The 20,450-nt window shown below is 67.7% G+C and carries 18 protein-coding genes, 1 tRNA gene and 1 pseudogene; 8 read left to right on the top strand and 12 right to left on the bottom strand.

Annotation, left to right across the window (positions count from 1 at the left end):
- Positions 1-50: 50 nt before the first annotated feature.
- From NM203_RS18425 to menJ, 3 genes are all read right to left on the bottom strand, one after another.
- On the bottom strand, positions 51-1,007 hold the full coding sequence (locus NM203_RS18425) for an alpha/beta hydrolase (protein ID WP_255061508.1): 957 nt from the start codon (positions 1,005-1,007) through the stop codon (positions 51-53).
- Positions 1,008-1,148: 141 nt separating this feature from the next.
- Positions 1,149-1,565, bottom strand: a complete 417-nt coding sequence (locus NM203_RS18420) for a GAF domain-containing protein (protein ID WP_255061505.1) — start codon at positions 1,563-1,565, stop codon at positions 1,149-1,151.
- On the bottom strand, positions 1,565-2,782 hold the full coding sequence (gene menJ, locus NM203_RS18415; RefSeq protein ID WP_255061504.1) for a menaquinone reductase MenJ: 1,218 nt from the start codon (positions 2,780-2,782) through the stop codon (positions 1,565-1,567). The genes NM203_RS18420 and menJ overlap by 1 nt, the downstream gene beginning before the upstream one ends.
- Positions 2,783-2,803: 21 nt before the next feature.
- Between menJ and grcC1 the strand changes: the two genes are divergently transcribed.
- From grcC1 to NM203_RS18400, 3 genes are all read left to right on the top strand, one after another.
- On the top strand, positions 2,804-3,811 hold the full coding sequence (gene grcC1, locus NM203_RS18410) for a nonaprenyl/(2E,6E)-farnesyl/geranylgeranyl diphosphat synthase (RefSeq protein ID WP_255061503.1): 1,008 nt from the start codon (positions 2,804-2,806) through the stop codon (positions 3,809-3,811).
- Between the two features lie 70 nt (positions 3,812-3,881).
- Positions 3,882-4,760: a zinc metalloprotease HtpX gene (htpX, locus tag NM203_RS18405; protein WP_255061502.1), complete on the top strand. Its 879-nt coding sequence runs from the start codon at positions 3,882-3,884 to the stop codon at positions 4,758-4,760.
- Between the two features lie 45 nt (positions 4,761-4,805).
- Positions 4,806-5,342, top strand: a complete 537-nt coding sequence (locus tag NM203_RS18400; protein ID WP_255061501.1) for a hypothetical protein — start codon at positions 4,806-4,808, stop codon at positions 5,340-5,342.
- A 10-nt stretch (positions 5,343-5,352) separates the two neighbouring features.
- Here the strand turns inward: NM203_RS18400 and NM203_RS18395 are convergent, their stop codons facing one another.
- From NM203_RS18395 to NM203_RS18385, 3 genes are read right to left on the bottom strand one after another with little or no spacing between them, the layout of a single operon-like run.
- Positions 5,353-6,378 (bottom strand): NAD(P)H-dependent glycerol-3-phosphate dehydrogenase, encoded by a 1,026-nt coding sequence (locus NM203_RS18395; RefSeq protein ID WP_255061500.1) that lies wholly within the window; start codon positions 6,376-6,378, stop codon positions 5,353-5,355.
- A 55-nt stretch (positions 6,379-6,433) separates the two neighbouring features.
- Positions 6,434-7,102: a hypothetical protein gene (locus tag NM203_RS18390; RefSeq protein ID WP_255061499.1), complete on the bottom strand. Its 669-nt coding sequence runs from the start codon at positions 7,100-7,102 to the stop codon at positions 6,434-6,436.
- Positions 7,103-7,145: 43 nt separating this feature from the next.
- Entirely contained in the window at positions 7,146-7,637 is a 492-nt protein-coding gene (locus tag NM203_RS18385) for a YajQ family cyclic di-GMP-binding protein (RefSeq protein WP_255061498.1), read from the bottom strand.
- 100 nt (positions 7,638-7,737) lie between these two features.
- On the opposite strand from NM203_RS18385, the gene NM203_RS18380 reads away from it, so the two are divergent.
- Positions 7,738-7,820, top strand: a tRNA-Tyr gene (locus NM203_RS18380).
- A 69-nt stretch (positions 7,821-7,889) separates the two neighbouring features.
- Here the strand turns inward: NM203_RS18380 and NM203_RS18375 are convergent.
- The 3 genes from NM203_RS18375 to NM203_RS18365 form a co-directional block, all read right to left on the bottom strand.
- Positions 7,890-9,608, bottom strand: coding sequence for an amidohydrolase (locus NM203_RS18375; RefSeq protein WP_255061497.1), 1,719 nt, complete (start codon positions 9,606-9,608; stop codon positions 7,890-7,892).
- A gap of 194 nt (positions 9,609-9,802) precedes the next feature.
- The gene (locus NM203_RS18370) at positions 9,803-10,042 is read right to left on the bottom strand and encodes a hypothetical protein (RefSeq protein ID WP_255061496.1); all 240 of its coding nucleotides are present in this window, start codon (positions 10,040-10,042) and stop codon (positions 9,803-9,805) included.
- 43 nt (positions 10,043-10,085) lie between these two features.
- Positions 10,086-11,447 carry an acetamidase/formamidase family protein gene (locus NM203_RS18365; RefSeq protein WP_255061495.1) on the bottom strand — a complete coding sequence of 454 codons (1,362 nt, stop codon included), beginning with the start codon at positions 11,445-11,447 and terminating at the stop codon, positions 10,086-10,088.
- 97 nt (positions 11,448-11,544) lie between these two features.
- Here NM203_RS18365 and NM203_RS18360 point away from each other — a divergent pair.
- Together NM203_RS18360 and NM203_RS18355 are read left to right on the top strand one after the other, a co-directional pair.
- Positions 11,545-12,876: pseudogene (locus NM203_RS18360) on the top strand (MFS transporter).
- Positions 12,877-12,943: 67 nt separating this feature from the next.
- Positions 12,944-13,510: a dihydrofolate reductase family protein gene (locus NM203_RS18355; RefSeq protein WP_255061494.1), complete on the top strand. Its 567-nt coding sequence runs from the start codon at positions 12,944-12,946 to the stop codon at positions 13,508-13,510.
- 14 nt (positions 13,511-13,524) lie between these two features.
- Here NM203_RS18355 and NM203_RS18350 read toward each other — a convergent pair whose 3' ends face one another.
- On the bottom strand, positions 13,525-13,773 hold the full coding sequence (locus tag NM203_RS18350) for a hypothetical protein (RefSeq protein ID WP_255061493.1): 249 nt from the start codon (positions 13,771-13,773) through the stop codon (positions 13,525-13,527).
- 153 nt (positions 13,774-13,926) lie between these two features.
- On the opposite strand from NM203_RS18350, the gene NM203_RS18345 reads away from it, so the two are divergent.
- A complete protein-coding gene (locus NM203_RS18345; protein WP_255061492.1) occupies positions 13,927-14,259 on the top strand; it encodes a DUF3140 domain-containing protein in 333 nt (110 codons plus the stop codon).
- A 32-nt stretch (positions 14,260-14,291) separates the two neighbouring features.
- On the opposite strand, the gene NM203_RS18340 is transcribed toward NM203_RS18345, so the two are convergent.
- Positions 14,292-16,400 carry a lipocalin family protein gene (locus NM203_RS18340; RefSeq protein ID WP_255061491.1) on the bottom strand — a complete coding sequence of 703 codons (2,109 nt, stop codon included), beginning with the start codon at positions 16,398-16,400 and terminating at the stop codon, positions 14,292-14,294.
- Positions 16,401-16,550: 150 nt separating this feature from the next.
- On the opposite strand from NM203_RS18340, the gene NM203_RS18335 reads away from it, so the two are divergent.
- The gene (locus tag NM203_RS18335; RefSeq protein WP_255061490.1) at positions 16,551-18,083 is read left to right on the top strand and encodes an alkaline phosphatase D family protein; all 1,533 of its coding nucleotides are present in this window, start codon (positions 16,551-16,553) and stop codon (positions 18,081-18,083) included.
- A gap of 4 nt (positions 18,084-18,087) precedes the next feature.
- Here NM203_RS18335 and NM203_RS18330 read toward each other — a convergent pair whose 3' ends face one another.
- Entirely contained in the window at positions 18,088-20,346 is a 2,259-nt protein-coding gene (locus NM203_RS18330) for a GGDEF domain-containing protein (RefSeq protein WP_255061489.1), read from the bottom strand.
- Positions 20,347-20,450: the final 104 nt, after the last annotated feature.

Genomic DNA, 20,450 nt, shown 5'->3' with positions numbered 1-20,450 from the left:
TCGCCGAGGGTTCACCCAGGCGTCGCCGGCCCGTCAGCTGCGTCGTGGGATCAGGCGCCCAGCGTCCGGAGGATGTCGGGCTTCATGTTGTCCAGCTGCTGGCTCCAGTACGCCCAGTTGTGGGTGCCGCTGGCCGGGAAGTTGAACGTCCCGTTGCTGCCACCCGCGGCGGTGTAGGCGTTCTGGAACGCGACGTTGCTGTCCTTCGTGAGACCTTCCAGGAAGGTGGCGGGCAGGTCGCCGCCGCCCAGCTCGCTCGGTTTGCCGTTGCCGGTGTAGACGTAGATGCGCGTGCCGTTGGCGGCGATCCTGCCCGCCTGCAGCGTCGGGTCGTTGCGCTGCCAGGTGGGTCCGCCGCCGGGCCCCCACATCGCCGTGGCGTCGAAGCCACCGGCGTCGCGCATCGAGAAGCCCACCAGTGTCGGCCAGATGCCCTCGGACAGGTTCTCGAAGCCCGACAGCGATCCCGCATACGAGAAGGTGCCGGGGTGGTACGCCGACAGGATCAGCGCGGCACTGCCCGACATCGAGAGGCCGACGACGGCGTTGCCGGACGGTGAGATGCCCTTGTTGGCGGACAGGTAGGCGGGCAGCTCCGAGGTGAGGAACGTCTCCCAGTTGTAGGTCTGTGTGGTGCCGTTGCCGACCGCCGGCGAGTTCCAGTTGGTGTAGAAGCTGGACATCCCGCCGACCGGCATGACGACGGAAACCCCTGAGCCGGCGAACTTCTCGAATGCGTTGGTCTCGATGTCCCAGCCGCTGTTGTCGTCGCGGGCGCGCAGGCCGTCGAGCAGGTAGACGGCGCGGCTGCCACCGGGCTGGAATCGCACCAGCACGTCGCGGCCCATCGCCGCCGACGGGACCATAAGGTCTTCGACGGGAAGGCCCGGCCTCGAGTAGGCCCCCGCGGGTGCGGTGCCGCCTGTGACCGCTATCAGTGCGGGCAGCAGGAGCGCGACAAGCACACCGGCCCACAAGCGACGCAGTCGACCATTGAAAGCAACCATGAGTGTGAACGTCCTTCGTCACCGTGTTGAGACACACGGGGAATGGGAGGGGGAGTCGGACGCAGTCTGCTTCGCGTCTCTGGTGTCTCATCGCCGCGCCGCAGATGCCCGTTACCCGAATCGGCAATCCTTACGGATACGTCACAGACTCGCGTACTCGTCCCATATGGCCTGCGATTCGGCCGCCACCCTTGTGTCGTGCGTCCGCTGGAAGTTGCGGCCGCCCCGCGCGAACGTGGCGAGTACGGCGGCGGGAACGCGGTGTTCCGGAACGGGTCGGGACCACCGGCACGGTCGGACGTGCACCAGGTCGACCGCGGCGCCGCCCTCGTCGTAGCGGTACGGACCGTCGATCCGGCCGACCCGGTAGAAGCCCGAGGCATCTCGGGTCCAGACGAACGCACCGTCGTCGACGTCGGCGAACCGCTCGACACGGCGCTCGTTGCCGTCGATGTCACCGACGCCGACGAGTCCGAGCGCGAATGCACGCTCAATTGTTGCGGCCCAGTCGATGTCGTCACTGCGCGATCGCATCGGCGCCCGGTACACCGCGGTCATCAGCTGAACGGCGGACGTGCGTCCAATCGACGCGAGCCGGCACCCGCGCGCCGCCAGATCCGCGCGACCCAGTCGGCGTCCTCATCGGTGACGAGGTTGCCCATCACCCGCACCGCGATGCCCATGAGGAAGTGCGATCGCATCGCGATCGGTCCCGTCGCCGGTAGGAATCGCGGGATGGTCAGCAGCAACCCCAGCCGCCGGGCCACGGAGAAACCGCGGGCGTAGTGTCGCTGCAACTCGGCGGGCCAGGCCACGCCGAGGTCGGCGGCTCCGAGCATCTCGACCGCCAGCCGCCCGGTTTCCAGTCCGTAGTCGATGCCCTCGCCGTTGAGCGGGTTGACGCACGCCGCGGCGTCGCCGATCAGCATCCAGTTGCGGCCCGCGACACCGGATACCGCGCCGCCCATCGGCAGCAGTGCGGACAGGCCGGCGCGGGGTTCCCCCTCGAAGCCCCACTCCTCGCGGCGCAGGTTCGTGTAGTGAGCGAGCAGCGGGCGCAGCGCGGCGTCGGCGGGCCGCTTCGCGGTGGCCAGCGCCCCGACGCCGATGTTCACCTCGCCGTTGCCCAGCGGGAAGATCCAGCCGTAGCCGGGTAGCACGTCGCCTTCGGGGGAGCGCAGTTCGAGGTGCGACGTGATCCACGGCTCGTCGGCGCGCGGCGTGGAGATGTAGGCGCGGATCGCGGTGCCGTACACCGTCTCCCGGTGCCACTGCCTGCCGAGCACCCGCCCGAGCGTGGAGCGCACGCCGTCGGCGACGATCAGGTGCTCGCAGCCGACCTCGCGGCCGTCGTTGAGCACAACAGCGGTCACGCGTCCGGAATCACGAACGACGTCAACGGCTTTGGTACCCAGCAGCATCTCGGCGCCGTCGTCAGCGGCGACCATGCGGATGCGGTCGTCGAGTTCGGTGCGGGGGACCGCGCTGCTGGTCGGTGGGAAGGACGGTCCGGGCCACCGCACTTCGACGTCGGCGCCGAAACCCGACATGCGCAGCCCGTGATGGCGGACTCGGCCGTCGAGCCACGGTCCGAGGCCCAGCAGCTCCAGCTCGGCGACGGCGCGGGGAGTGAGACCGTCCCCGCACGCCTTGTCGCGGGGGAACTCCGCGGAGTCGATGACCAGCACGTCACGCCCGGCCCGTGCGGCCCACGCCGCAGCGGACGAACCGGCCGGACCGGCACCGATCACCACCACGTCAGATCTGAGCTGCACACCTCACAGTATGTTGGAGCAATGAAGACACCAGCGACGGTGGTGGCGGGCGTTGACCTGGGTGACGCCGACTTCGCCGCTCGGGTGCGCGAAGGAGTGGCGCGCGTCGAAGAGCTGATGTCCGTTGAACTGGGCAAAGCCGACGAGTTGATGGCCGAGGCCGTCACCCATCTGTTCCAGGCCGGCGGCAAGCGCTTCCGGCCGCTGTTCACCGTGCTGTCAGCGCAGCTGGGGCCGGATCCCGACAGCTGGCAGGTGACCTACGCGGGCGCCGTCATCGAGCTGGTGCACCTGGCCACGCTCTACCACGACGACGTCATGGACGAGGCGCAGGTGCGGCGGGGCGCCGACAGCGCCAACGCGCGCTGGGGTAACAACATCGCGATCCTCGCGGGCGACTACCTGTTCGCGACGGCCTCGCGGCTGGTGTCGAAGCTGGGGCCCGACGCGGTGCGGGTCATCGCGGACACGTTCGCCCAGCTCGTCACCGGACAGATGCGCGAGACGCGGGGCGCCGCCGATCACGTCGACTCCGTCGATCACTACCTCAAGGTGGTCTACGAGAAGACCGCCTGCCTGATCGAGGCGTCGGGCACGTTCGGTGCGACGTTCTCCGGGGCCGACGAGGAGCAGATCGCGCGGTTGGGCAGGCTGGGCGGCATCGTCGGAACGGCCTTCCAGATCTCCGACGACATCATCGACATCGAGGCCGACCCCGACGAGTCGGGCAAGCTGCCGGGCACCGACCTGCGTGAGGGCGTGTACACCCTGCCGGTGCTGTACGCGCTGCGCGAAACGGGTCCGAATGCCGATCGGCTGCGCGAGCTGCTCACCGGACCGGTCGAGCGGGACGAGGACGTGGCCGAGGCGCTGAGCCTGTTGCGAAGCTCACAGGGCATCGCCGCAGCCAGGGAGAAGGTGGCGCGGTACGCGGAAGGCGCACGTGAGGAGCTCGAGAAGCTTCCGGACCTGCCGGGCAGGCAGGCGCTGACGACGCTTCTGGACTTCACGGTCAATCGGCACGGCTGAGGATTTCGGAAACTTAACCCGGCGTCCCGAGCGTTCAAGTCAGCGAACCACTTCTTAAGGAAGGAAGCTGATGACCTGGCATCCGCACGCGAACCGGCTCAAGACCTTCGTGTTGCTGGCGCTCTTCTCGGGCCTGATCGTCGCGGTCGGCGCGATGTTCGGCCGCAACATCATGTTCCTGGCGGTGCTCTTCGCCATCGGCATGAACGTGTACGTCTACTTCAACAGCGACAAGCTGGCGTTGCGGGCGATGCACGCCCAGCCGGTCAACGAGCTGCAGGCGCCGGCGATGTACCGCATCGTCCGCGAACTGGCGACGACGGCGCACCAGCCGATGCCACGGCTCTACATCAGCGACACCGACGCGCCCAACGCGTTCGCGACCGGCCGCAACCCGCGCAACGCCGCGGTGTGCTGCACGACGGGGATCCTGCGCATCCTCGATGAGCGCGAACTGCGCGCCGTGCTCGGCCACGAGCTGTCGCACGTCTACAACCGCGACATCCTGATCTCCTGTGTCGCCGGCGCGATGGCGTCGGTCATCACGGCGCTGGCCAACCTCGCGTTCTTCGCGAGCATGTTCGGCGGTAACCGCGAAGGTGGCACCAATCCCTTTGCGATCCTTCTGGTTTCGCTGCTCGGCCCGATCGCCGCGACGGTGATCCGGATGGCCGTGTCGCGGTCGCGGGAGTACCAGGCCGATCAGTCCGGCGCTGAGCTGACGGGCGACCCGCTGTCGCTGGCGAGCGCGCTGCGCAAGATCAGCCGAGGGGTTGAGCAGGCGCCGCTGCCGCCGGAGCCGCAGCTGGCCGACCAGGCGCACCTGATGATCGCCAACCCGTTCCGGGCGGGCGAGAAGATCGGCAAGCTGTTCTCGACGCACCCGCCGATCGAGGAGCGCATCGCGCGGCTCGAGGCGATGGCCGGGCGCGGCCCCGGCCAGTACTAGGGCCAAGGTGGTGCACTTGGCCACCGCAACCCTTATGGTGATCGGGTGCTGAGCAGAATCCTGATCGGCCTGGTTGCTGCGGGGGCAGCTGTGTTCGGTGTGCCCGGAGTCGCGGGTGCCGAACCGGAACCAGCGCCGGCGCCGCCCCCGCCCAATGCCAACGTCTTCACGCCCGTCTCTCCTGCGGACTTCGCGCAGCAGAACGGCGAGATCTACGCCTTCGCCGTGCCCGGTGACCTCGCCTGCGTCATGAGCCGCGGCTCCGGCAGCTACGGCTGCAGCGGTGCCATTCCGGCCGCCCCGAACGGCGCCAACGTCGTCACGGGTTCGCAGCAGGGCCCGGCCGGGTTCGCCAACGCCGATCGCCCGATCTACCTCTTCGAGACGCTGCCGAAGCGGCTCGAGCCGGGCACGCGGATCAGCTTCCGCAACGTCACCTGCGGCACCGACGGCACCTCGACGATCTGCACCAACAACTACGACGGCGGCGGCTTCGTGATCAGCCCCGCGGCGAGCTACATCATCGAGCCGAACAACCCGCTGCTGCAAGACGGCGGCGGCCGCAACCCGTACTTCAACTGATTCGCGAGCGTCAGAAGCCCGAGCCGTGCACCTCGTGGCCCGGTTTCTCGGCGGCCAGCCCGCGGTAGGCGTCCTCGACCGTCGCGCCGTGGTTGATGACGGCGTCGACCTCGCGGGCGATCGGCATGGTGATGCCGTACTTCTCGGCGAACTCCATGATGACGCTGGCGGCCTTGACGCCCTCGGCCACCTGGTTCATGGCGGCGATGATCTCCTCGATGTTCTTGCCCGAGCCGAGTTGCTCGCCGACGTGACGGTTGCGGCTGCGCTGGCTGGTGCAGGTGACGATCAGGTCGCCCATTCCGGCGAGGCCCGCGAAGGTCTCGCGCTTGCCGCCCATCGCCTCGCCGAGCTTGGACATCTCGTTGACGGCCCGCGCCATCACCAGGGCACGGGTGTTCTCGCCGATCCCCAGCGCGTAGCCCATCCCGACCGCGATGGCGTACACGTTCTTCAGCGCACCGGCCATCTCGACGCCGACGACGTCGTCGGTGGTGTAGGTGCGGAAGCGCTTGGTGCGGAACAGCTTTCCCAGGTCGGCGGCGAGCTTCGTGTCGGGCATCGCGAGCACCGCAGCTGCGGCGTAACCCTCACCGACCTCGCGCGCGATGTTCGGCCCGGCCAGGATCCCCGCGGGATGGCCGGGCAGCACCTCGTCGACGATCTGACTCATCCTCATGTTGGTGCCCTGCTCGAGGCCCTTCACCAGCGACACCACCGGCACCCACGGCCGCAACTCCTTGGCCAGGTGTTCGAGCACGCCGCGGAAGCCGTGCGACGGAACCCCCATGACGATGACGTCGGCGCACTCGGCGGCCTCGGAGAAGTCGTTGGTGGCCTGCAGGGTGGGCGACAGTTCGACCTCGTCGCCGAGGTATTTGGAATTGCGGTGGTTCTTGTTGATGTCGTCGGCGGTCTCCTCCGAACGCACCCACTGCAGCGTCGGCCCGCGCCGCGCGCAGATGGACGCCACTGTGGTGCCCCAGGAGCCTCCACCGAGGACGACGACTTTGGGTTCGCGTTGACCGGTTGCCATGCCGCTCAGCGTATTGCCGAGGCGGTGGCGGGGAGGCCGCTTTCGATGCGGCTGGTTACCAGCCCCAGCCGCCGCCCTTGTTGTCGCCGGGCGTCGCGGAGTTGTTGTCGGGCTTCTTCTTGACCGTGGGCGAGGCGCTGATCGGCGTCCTGGTGACGCCGATCTCGGGCTTCTTCGTCGTGGGCGGGTCGTAGCGCGGGTAGTACTGCTGCTGCTGTTGCGGCGGTGGCGCTGACTCCGGCGGCGCTGGCGGTGGCGGCGGGGGAGGTGGTGGCAGCAGCACCGACGGCGGGGCGGGAGGCGACAGCGACGCGCTGGGCGTGGGTGTCGCGCTCGGGGAGGGGGCGGGCGCGGTCGTCGTCCCGGTGTCCAGCGGTGCGGGTGACGAGCTCGGCCACAGCAGCACGACGATCGACGCCGCGGCCGCGACCAACGCGAGCGCGACGAGCACCAGCTTGGCCGCATTGGTGCGATACCAGGGCGTCTTTCGCAGCCGGAACTGCAGCTGCGTGGACGTCGGCCGCGAAAGCGGGTGCGGCGCATAGGTGGTCGCGTAGCCGGTGTCGAGCGCGTCGCCGTTGGTGCGAACGGGCCTACCCGCGAAGCCCGGCGGCAGGTCGTCGCGACGCCGGTCGTGGGGCTCGAACGGGAGCAGCGGCATCCGCAACCGGGTGTCGGTCAGCGCCTCTTCGGCGGAACGGCGAATCTGCCGCCGCTCCGTCATGCGATCAACCGGGCCCACCGATCGAGCTTAACCCCGTTCCGGACTACCGGTAATTCACGAACTGCAGCGCGATGTCCAGGTCGGCGCCCCGCAGCAGCGCCTGGACGGCCTGCAGGTCGTCGCGCTTCTTGGAGCTGACGCGGATCTCCTCGCCCTGGATCTGCGCCTTGACGCCCTTGGGTCCCTCGTCGCGGATGAGCTTGGTGACCTTCTTGGCGTCCTCGCTCGAGATGCCCTGCTTGATGCTGCCGATCACCTTGTACGTCTTGCCCGACGGCTGCGGGTCGCCCGCGTCGAAGGCCTTCATCGAGATGTCCCGACGGATCAGCTTCTCCTTGAAGACGTCGACGGCGGCCTTCACCCGCTCCTCGGTGGAGGAGACGAGGATGATGCCCTCCTCGCCCTGCCACTCGATGGTGGTGTCGGTGCCGCGGAAGTCGAATCGGGTGGCCAGCTCCTTGGCCGCCTGGTTCAGGGCGTTGTCGACCTCCTGCCGGTCGACCTTGCTCACGACGTCGAACGATGAATCCGCCATTGGATGCGCTCCTCTTCCCTCCGGGTGCGTTTTCGTCTTAGGCCCATCTTCGTTGTACCCTGCTACTCGCACCAAACCCGGTTCGGCTTTGGAGCGACTAGGCAGGTTGCCCGAGCGGCCAATGGGAGCGGACTGTAAATCCGTCGGCTAACGCCTACGCAGGTTCGAATCCTGCACCTGCCACACACGTCAGGCCCCCTTTCGAGGGGGCCTGATTTGGTTTGGTCAGCCCCTCGCCACCCCGGCAGTCACTTAGGCGTCGCTGGGAAACCACCGGCCCTCGAACACCGTGCCGAGCACCGCGATCTGGTTGAGGTGATCAGGTGCGACGGCGTAGGGGTCGTCGCCGAGCACGGTGAAGTTGGCGAGTTTCCCCGCGGCGATGCTGCCGAGCTCGTGTTCCATCCGCCACGAATAGGCGGCTTCGATCGTCACGGCCCGCAACGCATCGTGGACCGAGATCCGCTGATCCGGACCCGCGACGCGGCCGCTGGGGGTGATGCGGTTGACCGCGCACCACGCCAGGGTCAGCGGATCCGACGGGCCCATCGGCAGGTCCGAGTGGAACGACAACGGGATACCTCGGTTCAACACCGACGCGGACCGGACCATCGCGTCGGCCCTGGCCGCTCCGAGGCCGTGCGCAGCGTACTTGTCCGCGAACCCGACGGGGTAGTACGAGTTGGCCGAGACGATGGCGCCCAGCTGCGCAATGCGGTCGATCTGCTCCTCGGTCGAGTTGGCGAAGTGGACGAGCACGGTGCGGTGGTCGGCACGCGGATGGTCTGCCATGCACTCCTCGATGGTGTCGAGCACCAGGTCGAGCGCCGCGTCACCGTTGACGTGAATGTGCAACTGCCACTCGGCATTCCAGTAGACCCTCGCGAACGCGCGAAACACGTCCGGCTGCATCATCCACTCACCGTGATGACACGGATCGGGCTGGCCGTCGCCATCGAGGTACGGGTCGCGCATCTGCATGAGCTGACTGATGATCGCGCCGTCGGCGAACAACTTCACCTGTTTCGGCAGCAGCCGGACCTTGCCCGAGCAATGACGTTCCACCTGCCGGTGGGCGTCGGCGACCGCGTCCGCGGGGTCCATACCGCTGTCGGCCTGACTGCGCGCATCGACCAGAAACGTCGAGAGTAACGGGGTCTCGGGCGCCCCGAGGATGTCCTGATAGAGCTCCCAAGGTTCGAGGTCCCATATGATTCCGGGCTCGTTGAACGCTGTGACGCCGTTGTGGTGCAGGTAGTCGACCATCAGCCGCAGGCCGGTGGCGATGCGCTCATCGGTCATGAAGTGTGGCGCCAACGACGGCAGAAGCAGGTTCATGCCGGATTCCCACCAGTGGCCGGCGAGGACGTCCACCATCGCGCTCGCCGGCCCGCGATCGGCCATGTCGGCTGGTGTGATGCCGAGCGCTGTGATGGCCGTGGTGTTCAGGAAGAATTCGTGACAACTGCGCTGCCACACGGCAATCGGCCGCGAGCGGCTGACGCCGTCGAGCACGGCGCGGTCGAGGTGGCCGTGCCAGAGCCGGTGATAACCCCAGGAGAAGAGCCACGTGTCGGGATCGGGCAGTGCCCGCTCTGCCTCCTGCAGCCGTTGTCTGTACTGCTGCTCGGACGTCGCGGCCGGGCACATCCGACCGGGCAGCACCCAGTCCTCCGTCGCGATGACCTCGGTGACCAGGGTGGTCGCGCCGAGCACCGGGTGCAGATGCTGGTCGATCAGGCCGGGCACGAGCACCGCGTCGGCGAAGCGCTCGTCCACTGCGCTGTGACCGCGGACGTCCTCGATGTCCCCGACGGCGGTGATTCGGTCACCGAGCACCGCGACGGCCGTGGCGTCGGGCAGGTCGGGATTCATGGTGACGACCCGGCGCGCCGGAAACACGATCCCCCGCGCCGGAGGCGAGCTCGCGTCCACCGCTTCGGGGTCGCGGAATCGGGAGTCAGCCGTCATCGCGTTGATACTCCCCCATCCCGCGCGCGATGTTCCGGAAAGCACGGATGTCACTCGAGCGCCGCGATAACCCCGATCGAACGACAAACCGAAATGCTGCCATCGGCGTGCGGGACACTGAAGAAGCTCTGGGCTTGCTGGCCGGCATGCCCGGGACTACGTCGCCGCCGAGATCACCGCCGCGGGCGCCGATTTCAGGGGAGCAACGGCAACTCGAGGATGTCGGCATTCAACGACTCACTGCCGACTTTCCACGTCGTGGCGAGCTCATCGATCTGTGCGTGCGCACCGTCGCGGGTGCGGTGCGCGGTGATGAGTTGGTTGCCGACGGCAGGATTGATCACCATGGCGATGTAGACGTGCTCAGGGCTTCCGACAACTGTGGCTGGTTCGATGATGTCCGGTTCGGTGCTGCTACTGGTGACGTCGGTCATCGGGCGAATGCTATCGGCCGAGAACGACCGGCGCGTAGCCGAGCTACGCGAAGTGGCTCTTGGATATCTGCGCATGGACGCCGACCGTCTTGTCCACCACCTGGCTGACGGAGAAGTTGGCTGCAGCGGAGAGGTAGGCGTACGCGGTGGCACGGTCCATGCCGCGGTCGCGCTCGAGGAAGTTCAGGGCGTTGACGACCGCGCGTCTCATGGCGATGTTGAGCTCGCTGCCCTGACCGTTGGCCGCCCCGTCCGGATCGGACAACCCGATCGGAATCCACGAATCCTGGTTCTCGGCAAAGGGATACATGTACGCAACCGACGGTGCATCGGCGCTGCCCTGCTTGCAGACCGTCAACCGGAAGGTGCCGCGCAACGCCCCCTCCATGGCGGTGAATGCGACTTCGCCGTCACCCATCGCCATGTGCGGATCGCCCACGTAGAACAGTGCACCGTCGGCGAACACGGGCAGGTAGAAGGTCGAGCCGGGGCCGAGCAGGCCGATGTCGATGTTGCCGCCGCCGAGAGTCGGTGGGATCGAGTTGGCGTTCGGCGACGTCAGACCGGGAGCGCTCGCGTAGGCGACGCCCATCATGCCCATGAACGGTCGGAGCGGAAAGCGCACGGCCGCATCGCCGAAGGGCATGACACCGTGGCCGTCCTCGACGGCGGTGAACGTGGAGACGTTGCCGTACTTCGTCGGATCCTTCGTAACCCGGCCATCGGTGGCCGGGGGCGGCATCACCTCGTCCAGGCCGATACCCGCCGGTGGCAACTTGTCGGCGCTGAGTCCGAGAGCGCCCTTGCCGTGGCGGCTCGACACCACTCCGTAGGGGACGCGCGGGACGGCCTCGACTGTTTCGATCTTCAGGACGTCTCCCGGCTGGGCCCCCTCGACTAAAATAGGGCCGGTGACGACGTGGGGGCCGTCGACGTCGAAGTTGCGGGGTGTCCGGCTGTATCCCGATGCGATGTTCACCGCATCCTGCAAGACGTCCGACTCGGCGACGCCATGAGACCCGAAGTACTCGACGGGATTTCGGCCCTGATCCTCCAGGATTCCCTCATGTGACACGGTGTCGGTGGTGACGGTCTGCCCCGATGCCATGCGTAGCACCGACTGCGACTCGACAGTCGGGACGTAGCCCCACAACACTTGATCGGGCTCGGAACTCAGGTAGTGGTCACCCGGTCTGGTCTCGGTGCCCGGCTGCAGGATGGGACCCCCGCTACCCGACCGGCCCGACGACGTCTCAGGACCTGAGCGCTCTCCCGACGACGAACACGCTGCGGTGCCGACGACGCCGACACCTGCGACCAATCCGGCGACCGCCTGCGCGAACCCCCTTCGTCCGATACCGCGGGAGATGGTTGCAGCGGCCTGCTCGGCTAGCGGATGAGTCATGGAAGGGGGATTCCCCGCCCCGATTTCCGACAGATTGCTGGGACGTAACGACCTCAGTGGGTGGTTAGCCGACTACGGCCAGCGGGAACAAGACGACATGTCCTCCTTCCACTCGTCTCGTGCAGAGACAACGCCGGAAGTGGAGTCGGGCTCGGTCCGCCAGGCGGTTGTCGGCGCCGGCATCGGCAACACCGTCGAGTGGTACGACTTCGCGATCTACGGCTTCCTCGCCACCTACATCGCCCAGGAGTTCTTTCCCTCCGCCGACGGCACGGCCGCCGTGCTCAGTACGTTCGCCGTCTTCGCCGTGGCGTTCTTCATGCGTCCCCTCGGCGGGTTCTTCTTCGGCCCGCTCGGTGACCGCATCGGTCGCAAGCGGGTGCTCGCGATCGTCGTCGTCCTGATGTCGCTGTCGACGCTGGGTATCGGCCTGGTTCCCGGTTACGACGTCATCGGTGTCGGCGCGCCGACCCTGCTCGTGCTACTCCGCTGAGTACAGGGCTTCTCCGCCGGCGGCGAGTACGGAAGCGGCGCGTGCTTTCTGGCCGAGTTCGCGCCGACGAGGCACCGCGGACTCGTCGTCGCGTTTCTGGTGTGGTCGGTGGTGATCGGCTTCCTGCTGGGATCGGTGACGGTCACACTGCTGGAGACGATCCTGTCCGAGGATGCGATGAACTCCTACGGGTGGCGCATCCCGTTCCTCATCGCGGGTGCACTGGGCGTCGTCGGGCTCTACATCCGGTTGCGCCTCCGCGACACCCCCGAGTTCGAGGCTCTGCAGGAGAGCGGCGAGGTGTCCGAGGCGCCGCTGAGGGAAGCGGTGCGCACGGCGTGGCGCCCGATCCTGCAGATCGGCGGCCTCGTGGTCATCCACAACGTCGGCTTCTACGTCGTGTTCACCTACCTGCCCACGTACTTCACCAAGACGCTCGAATTCACCAAGACCGACGCGTTCATCTCCATCACCGTGGCCAGCGTGGTGGCGTTGTTGTTGATACTCCCGCTCGCCGCGCTGTCGGACCGAATCGGTCGCAAGCCGGTGCTGATGGCCGGCGCCATAGGTTTCGGGGTCTTCTCCTACCCGCTGTTCCTGCTGTTGAATTCCGGGTCACTGGTCGCCGCGATCGGTGCGCACGCAGGACTGGCCGCCATCGAGGCGGTCTTCGTCTCGGCGTCCTTGGCGGCCGGCGCCGAGCTGTTCGCGACACGCGTGCGGTCGACCGGGTACTCGATCGGCTACAACGTGTCGGTTGCCCTATTCGGCGGTACCGCTCCCTATGTGGCCACCTGGTTGACGGATCGCACCGGCAACGAGATCGCCCCGGCGTACTACGTGATCGTCGCCGCGGTGGTGAGCCTGGCGACAGTGCTCACCATGCGGGAGACGGCCGGCAAGCCACTACAGGGAGTCGATGCGAAGGTTCAGTGAGCCGGCTTGACGAGCCACATTGGTGGGCGTCGCGATGAGCCTTGCCGTCCGGTGCAGTCTGAACTGCATGGGCACACTCATCTACGGCTTCAACGTGTCGGTGGACGGCTACATCGCCGACGCGCAGGGCAACATCGACTGGTCCGATCCGAGCGACGAACTGCACCAGTACTGGAACGACTTCGAGCGGGGGACCGCCCTGTCCTTCTACGGGCGGCGACTCTACGAACTGATGTCGGCGTACTGGCCGACCGCCGACGAGGCCGCCGACGCCACCCCGATGATCGTGGACTACGCGCGCGTCTGGCGTGCCATGCCCAAGGTCGTGTTCTCGCGCACGCTGGAGTCCGTCGACTGGAACTCCCGCCTGGAACGCGGCGACCCGGTCGAGGTGGTGACGAAGTTGAAGGCCGAGACCGACGGCAATCTGGAAGTGGCCGGCGCGACGTTGGCCGCACCGATCGTGCAGGCCGGACTGGTGGACGAGTTCCGGATCGTGGTCGCGCCCGTCGCCGTGGGCGGCGGCACGCCGTTCTTCCCGTCACTGCCGTCGTGGATCTCGCTGCGGCTGGTGGAGAACCGCACCTTCCCGTGCGGCACCGTCCTGCTGCGCTACGCGGCCAACCGCGACTGATCTCCCGGTAGCTGTCAGCTCATGGACTCGATGATCAGATCGGCAAGCGAATGCAGCGCGATCTGCGGATCCCTGACGCGGTGCGCCTCGCCGGCGCCATCTAGCCAGGTGATGGCGCGGTTCGTCTGCGTCGTGGAGAAGTGGATCGCGACCTCGACGTTGTTGATCTGCGTATGACACACCCGCTCGGTCTCTCCTCGACTGACGTGAGCAGGGATACCGCGACGTTCGAGTTCGGCGGCGAGAGTGGAGGCGGCGGCCATGTCGTATCCGTTACCCACCCAGCGAACTTTTATGCGGCGCACTCGTGATCCGGGCGCATCGTCAGCCGGGCCCTACCCCGACCGACGCTCCCGCCACACGTGGCAGGCGCGGCCGGGGTGTTTGGGCGCCGCCGCCGCGGGCAGTAGTCGATCATGAGCGACGAAGACGATGAGGCGGTGTACGCCGAGTTCAACGACGCCGTCAACATGACGGCCAATCAGCTCGAGGAGTGGCTCGACACCGACGACTCGAAGGCGGTCGGGCAGAAATCGGGCGGCGGTGAGTCGACGGGGCACATTAGCGGGCGGCACATCGTGAAGATCCTCCGGACGAAGAAGGACGACCTCTCCAAGGATGATGTCGCCCATATGCGCAAGGTCAACGGATACGTCAAACGTCATCTGGCGCAACGGCCGTCGGGAGACGTCGGGGATTCACCATGGCGGTACTCGCTGATGAACTGGGGCCACGACCCGACGAAGTGACGAAGCCACGGGCAAGCCGTGAACGAGTCCCGCTACACCGCCACCGTGCTCGTCTCGGCGGCGGGTTGGCGGGTGCGGATGATCAGCCGTTTGACGCCCTTGACCGAGGCCCGGTCCAACAGCTCCTGGTAGAGCTCCTCGGAGACGGTGCGGGTTCGGCTGAGCAGGAAGCCGCTGAGGCCGCGGGAGTCGCTCACGATCGCCCAGCTGTAGTCCGGTGCCAGGTCGACGATCCAGTAGTTGCCCGGCGGGGTGGCCGAGACCGGTCCGAAGAACGCCACGTTCAGCTTGTTGTTGTCGGGATCGACCGGCAGTGCGGCGCCCACGATGGTGATCTTCGGGCCGTTGTTGACGAAGTAGTTGCCCGAGTTCTCAACCCGGATGGATCCGTCCGGGTTGAGGGTGTACTCGGCTGTCGTGTTCACCAGGCCGATCGAGAAGAACTGCCGCACGCTGCCCAGTTCGTACCAGGTGCCGAGGTAGCGGTTCACGTCGACCACCGGAGGCGGGCCGAGCACCACCGCCGCCGCCTCCCCGAGCACGATGTACTGATCCGGTGCGCCGTAGATGCCGTAGAGCGGATCGGCCGGGCCGCGGCCCGCGTACATGTCGTTGACCCAGCCGGTCGCGAACGTGTAGACGGCATCGGTGTTCCCCGGCGGGGAGCGTTTGACGAAGAGCTGGCTGAAGAAGTCGATGATCGGAGAGCCGCCGATCAACGAGTCGACGTGTGAGCCGTCGGCGAGCACGACACCGACGAACTGGCCGGGACTCAGCGTCACCAGGTCGTCTGTCGTCTGGCCGTTGGCGTTCCACGCCTGTGGTGGTGCCGCGATCTGGTAGAGCGGGATGCCCGCCGCCCTCAGGCTGGCCAGGGCGGGCGCGAAGGTGCCGTTCGACGAAACACCGTCGTACATGACCACGCCGAGGAGGCTGTTTTCGGTTGGCGCCACGGCGTCGGTGTAGAAGCCGCCCGCCGCCGCTGCCAGCGCCCCGCCCGCCGAGTGCCCGGTCAGGATGAACTTGTCCGGCAGCACGCCCTGATAACCCGCGGCGCCTGCACTGTTGGTCAGCGACACCCGGTTCGGGTCGGCGAACAGGTCGGCGACGCCCTGCTGCATCGCGACGGTGTTGAGGCTGCAGCCGGCGCAGGAGAAGAAGCCGAAGGACGGGATGTTGGGAACCACCACGACGCTGTTGGTCTCCTGAGCCAACTGCCGGGCCAGCGCCGAATACCACGACTTGCTGCCCAGGAAGCCGTGCTGCAGCCACATCACGCCCTGCGCCTGCACCGTGCCGTCGGCCTGCGTGGGGAAGTACCAGTCGGCCGCGCCGGTGTAGGTCGCGGAGCCGACCGGGATCTGAACGTCCGAACGGCCCACCTTGACGCCGGTCACGCCGAGGTTGGACGACGCGCCCGGAATCGGCTGAGCCGGAACGCCGACGACGTTGGCGGGTACCGCGGGAGCCGATGGGAGCAGGCCGAAGGCGGACAGCAAACTGAACACCACCGTGGCCAGCGGTCCCGGCGGGCGTACTGAGCGCTCGACCGGCGCGGCCGCGCTGCGCAGCGTGGCGGCCTCGGGGGCGACGGCCTCGGCGGGCTCGAGATCGGACGACAACGTGGCCTCGACCGCGGTCGGCGTCGCCGGTGCTTCGACCGCGGGTTGTTCAGTGGCGGCGACCGGTTCAACGGCCTCCGCCACGGGCTCGGCCTTGGGCTCGGGCTCGGGCTCGACCGCGCTTGCAGGCTCGGATTCGGGTGCTGTCACCTGCTTGACGGGCGTCGACGACTCCGTGGCCACCTCGTCGACGGTTTCGTCGCGCCGCACGGTCACCGTGGAGGCGCTCACCGTGGTCGTCGGCCTGTCGAGGTCCTTCGGCGGGCTACCCGTCGAATCCTTCTCGGTGGCTTGCTCATTCGCGTCCGCCGTCGCGGACTCCGACACCGAGGCGGTGTCCGACGGCGACTCCGGGGAAGACTGCGACTCGGGGGAGGACTGCGACGATTCCGAGGTCGCGGACGCACCGCCGCCCGACGGCTCCGTCTCGGCGGCGGCCGCCCCGTGGCCGGCCCCGAGCGCGATGCCCGCGCCGACGATGCCGATTCCGATTCTGAGCAGCAGGCGGTTCGTCGACACGGCCGGACTGTAACCGGACCCGCCCGCTGACGGGAATCGAATTGTCGTAGACGTCAGGAATTCGATATCAGCGCTGGACGTACCCCGTGACGTCACCGACACGTCGACCGCAGGGCGCCCGCCGGAAAGCTCGGCAGCGCATGTTTCGACGTGTCTCACCTCAACCGCCGCACGGTGCTCAAGGGCGCTGCGGTGGTCGCCACCCTGCCTCTGATCGCCTGGACTCCGCCGATGCGGCTCGCCGGCGACCCGTTCACGCTCGGCGTCGCGTCCGGTGAACCGACCGCCGACGGCGTCGTGCTCTGGACCCGGCTGGCCCCGGATCCGCTCGCCGAGGACGGCCGCGGAGGCATGCCGAATCGCACGGTCGACGTCGATTGGCAGCTCGCCCACGACGAAGGATTCACTCGGATCGTCCAGACCGGAACGGTGTCGGCCGCGGTTGACTCCGCCCATAGCGTGCACGTCGAGCTGAGCGGCCTGCAGCCGGGCGCGGACTATCACTACCGATTCCGCGCCGAAGGCCACCTGTCACCGGCGGGTCGAACGCGGACCGCTCCGGCTGCGGGCTCGCTGGCGCCGCTGACGATGTGCGTCGCGTCGTGCTCGCACTTCGAGCAGGGCTGGTTCACGGCGTATCGCAGGCTGGCCGAGGACTCTCCGGATCTCGTTCTTCACCTCGGCGACTACCTGTACGAGTACGCCGCCGGTAGGAGTCCCCGGCGCGTTCGCGACCACGCCGGTCCGGAGACCGTGACGCTCGCGGACTACCGGCGCCGCCACGCGCAGTACAAGACCGATCCCGACCTGCGGGCCGCGCACGCCGTCGCGCCCTGGCTCGTGGTGTTCGACGACCACGAGGTGGCCGACAACTGGGCCGACGACACCCCCTCCGCACCGGACGCGAACTTCCCCGCGCGGCGTGCGGCGGCGTTGCAGGCGTACTACGAGAACATGCCGCTGCGGTCCACCGCCCGCCCGTCCGGCGTGGACATGACGCTCCACCGGCGGGTGAACTGGGGTGCGCTGGCCACGTTCCACATGCTCGACACCCGGCAGTACCGGACCGATCAGCCCTGTGGTGACACGTTCGCCTCGGACTGCGTGCAGCGCTTCGATCCCACCGCGACGCTCACGGGTGCAGCCCAGGAGCGGTGGCTCCTGGACGGGTTCGCGCAGTCGGCCACCCGCTGGGACGTGCTGGGCCAGCAGGTGTTCTTCGGCCGGGTCGACGTCGTGTCGGGTCCCGGTGGCGGTTACAACCCCGACGGGTGGGACGGCTACGTCGCCAATCGGCAGCGGATCATCAACGGCATCGAGAACTCTCCGGTGCGCAACGCGGTGGTGCTCACCGGCGACGTCCACTCGCACTGGGCTGCCGAGGTGCACGAACGACCGGGGGATGTGGAGTCACCGGTTGTGGCAACGGAACTCGTCACGAGCTCGATCAGCTCGGGGGGCGACGGATCGGAGACCCGCGCGGAGATCGAGGCCGTGCTGCCGGAGAACCCGCACATCCGCTACTTCAGCAATCGTCGCGGCTACGTGCGGACGCGGATCACCCCCGACGAGTTGCGCGCCGACTTCCGGACCGTGCCGTTCGTCGAGCAGCCCGGCGCGCCGGTCGGCACCGGTGCGACGTTCGTCGTGACCGACCGCGACGCGGTGCTGCGCAGGCTCTGAGCGCCTAGCGTGGGTGGGGCTCTGACGCCGGGCACCCGTCCGTCCGGTCACCGACGTCGACCACGAGACAGTCCCGCCCGTTCCGCTTGGCGGCGTACAGGGCCCTGTCTGCACGCGACAACAACTCGGAGATGACCGAGTCCGGATCGTCGGACGCCGTTCCGGTAGCCGGCGCCAACCCGGCCGACACGGTGACCGGCCCACCCTGCCCGTCGGCAGTCTGCGGCCCGGTCGCCAAGGATCGGATCCTGGCGGCTTCCTCTGCGGCCGTGGGACCGCCGGGCATGACGACGGCGAACTCCTCGCCGCCGAGACGGGCCGCCATGCCGCCGCACGCGGCGGCCGCGACGCGCAGTTGTTCACCGACCGCTACCAGGCACCCGTCGCCTGCCAGGTGGCCGAACCGATCGTTGTACGCCTTGAAGTGGTCGACGTCGACGAGCAGCAGTGCGGGTTCCCTTGACTCGGCGAGCATCTCGCGGAGATGGGCGAGGACCGCGCGCCTGTTCGGTAGGCGGGTGAGCGGATCGGTCAGACTCTGTATCTCGAGGAGCTTCGAACGGCTCCAGTCCAGACGTCGAGACCGCTCCAGTTGGTAGGCGAATCGCACGGTCACGAACGCCATGACCACCGCGGTGGACATGGCCAGCGCCTGATACCCGCTGAGCGGAATCGTCAGGGCCTCGAACACGATGATGCCCGTCAACATCACCACCATCGAGGGCATCAGGATGTTGTAGGCGATCTGGACGACGCACAGGCTCAGTAGAACCGAGATCGGCATGAGGAACGGCACGACGTCGAAGCCTCGTGACATCAAGATGGCGCGCTCGACCATCTGAGCCGTGAGGATCACCCCGACCGCGCCGACGTAGATGGGCGCCGACCAGCGCCGGAGGCGACGTGCGGAGGCTCCTACAGCGGCCACGATCGCTGCCGGCATCAACCCGATGACCAATGTCAGACGCCCGAAAGTCGCCGCCTCCGGAGGGATCTTGAGCAGCGGACCTTGAAAGAAGAAGATGAACGCGCACACCGCCAGGAGACCGATCATGATGAAACGTCTTGTGCGGCGGCCCAACTCCTCGTCTGAGTCCCGGAATTCGGCTTCGTCCTCAGGGGCGGCGAAGCGGAGGGTCGTGGCGGTCGCGTGTAACCGTGGTCCGAAGTCGTCGCGCGACGTCGGGGCGACGATGAGGGACGGCGGCTTCTCCCGGTCGGCGTAGGAGATCGTCGAGAGGTCGTGCACGGATCTGTCACGGCCCGCGGCCTTGGCTCGATAGAGCGCGCGGTCAGCCCGGTTCATCATGGTGTACAACAGATCCGATGCATCGGTTGCCGTCAGCGCGGCGGTGTCATTCGGTGGCAGGTACAGCTCTGCGGTGCCGGCGGAGGCGGTCAACGGACCGTTTCCGTCGGGCCGCGTGATGCCGATTTCTCCGATCGATGCGCGCAGGTGCTCGGCACGCGCTAGTGCAGTTTCGGGCGCGGTGTTCCGCCACACCACGGCGAACTCCTCGCCCGCGTAGCGGGCTGCCGATTCGTGCTCGTCGTCCAGCTGACGTCGAAGGTGCTCTCCGATCGATCGAAGGCATTCGTCACCGGCGGGGTGGCCGAAGTGATCGTTGAACGCCTTGAAATCGTCGATATCGAAGATGGCCAGCGTCACCGATCCGCCGGCCGAAATGATCTCGTATAGCCGTTGATCGAGGAATCGGCGGTTCGGTAGGCCGGTGAGACTGTCGATGCGCGTGAGCTCGTCGAGTGCCCGCGCGCGCATCCATGCGGCTCGGCTGCTGGCCTCCAGCTCGTATGCCGACGCCAACGACACGGCGACGATCCCCGCGGACGCCGCCATGTCGAACAGCGACCCCGTGGTGACCTGGTGCACGCTCAGTTCGGCGACGATGATGCCGACGAGTCCCAACAGAATCGCCGACGCCAGGTAGGCGAACCTGATCTGTGCGATCACCAGGCTCATCAAGATGGCGACCGGCACGACGATCGGCAGCGTCGGGGCGCCCTGCTGCAAGCCGGCGACGCGGATCACCATCAAGCACGCGACGTCCAGATACGTCGCGAGCACGAAGAGTGCTTGCGACCACCTGTTCCACGGGCTGTGCGAGCCGCTCAGCCATCGCAGCACGGCGGGCAACCCCACCCCGATCAAGAGCAGGGGAACCCAGGATAGCAGCGCCGAAGGCACGTCGAGCAGGTACTCGTGGAAGATGACGACCACGGCGACCCACACCAGTATGAGCAACCAGAGCTCCGATCGCGGACCGCGCCCGCCACGATCGAAGACCTCCTCAAACTCGCGTTCGAGAGCGGGACTCAATCGGCGTCCACGGTTGCTGAAGAGCCCCG

It is taken from the genome of Mycolicibacterium arenosum (genome assembly GCF_024320865.1).
In the GTDB taxonomy this organism is placed as follows: domain Bacteria; phylum Actinomycetota; class Actinomycetes; order Mycobacteriales; family Mycobacteriaceae; genus Mycobacterium; species Mycobacterium arenosum.
The sequence above is the reverse complement of the archived record's forward strand: the minus strand, read 5'-3'. Positions and strand labels throughout refer to the sequence as shown.

Coding starts and splice junctions, on each gene's coding strand:
- NM203_RS18345 (WP_255061492.1), top strand. CDS start 13,927: ATGAGCGACGAAGACGATGAGGCGGTGTACGCCGAGTTCAACGACGCC.
- NM203_RS18370 (WP_255061496.1), bottom strand. CDS start 10,042: ATGACCGACGTCACCAGTAGCAGCACCGAACCGGACATCATCGAACCA.
- NM203_RS18390 (WP_255061499.1), bottom strand. CDS start 7,102: ATGACGGAGCGGCGGCAGATTCGCCGTTCCGCCGAAGAGGCGCTGACC.
- NM203_RS18365 (WP_255061495.1), bottom strand. CDS start 11,447: ATGACTCATCCGCTAGCCGAGCAGGCCGCTGCAACCATCTCCCGCGGT.
- NM203_RS18350 (WP_255061493.1), bottom strand. CDS start 13,773: ATGGCCGCCGCCTCCACTCTCGCCGCCGAACTCGAACGTCGCGGTATC.
- NM203_RS18355 (WP_255061494.1), top strand. CDS start 12,944: ATGGGCACACTCATCTACGGCTTCAACGTGTCGGTGGACGGCTACATC.
- NM203_RS18420 (WP_255061505.1), bottom strand. CDS start 1,565: ATGACCGCGGTGTACCGGGCGCCGATGCGATCGCGCAGTGACGACATC.
- grcC1 (WP_255061503.1), top strand. CDS start 2,804: ATGAAGACACCAGCGACGGTGGTGGCGGGCGTTGACCTGGGTGACGCC.
- NM203_RS18385 (WP_255061498.1), bottom strand. CDS start 7,637: ATGGCGGATTCATCGTTCGACGTCGTGAGCAAGGTCGACCGGCAGGAG.
- NM203_RS18375 (WP_255061497.1), bottom strand. CDS start 9,608: ATGACGGCTGACTCCCGATTCCGCGACCCCGAAGCGGTGGACGCGAGC.
- htpX (WP_255061502.1), top strand. CDS start 3,882: ATGACCTGGCATCCGCACGCGAACCGGCTCAAGACCTTCGTGTTGCTG.
- NM203_RS18425 (WP_255061508.1), bottom strand. CDS start 1,007: ATGGTTGCTTTCAATGGTCGACTGCGTCGCTTGTGGGCCGGTGTGCTT.
- NM203_RS18395 (WP_255061500.1), bottom strand. CDS start 6,378: ATGGCAACCGGTCAACGCGAACCCAAAGTCGTCGTCCTCGGTGGAGGC.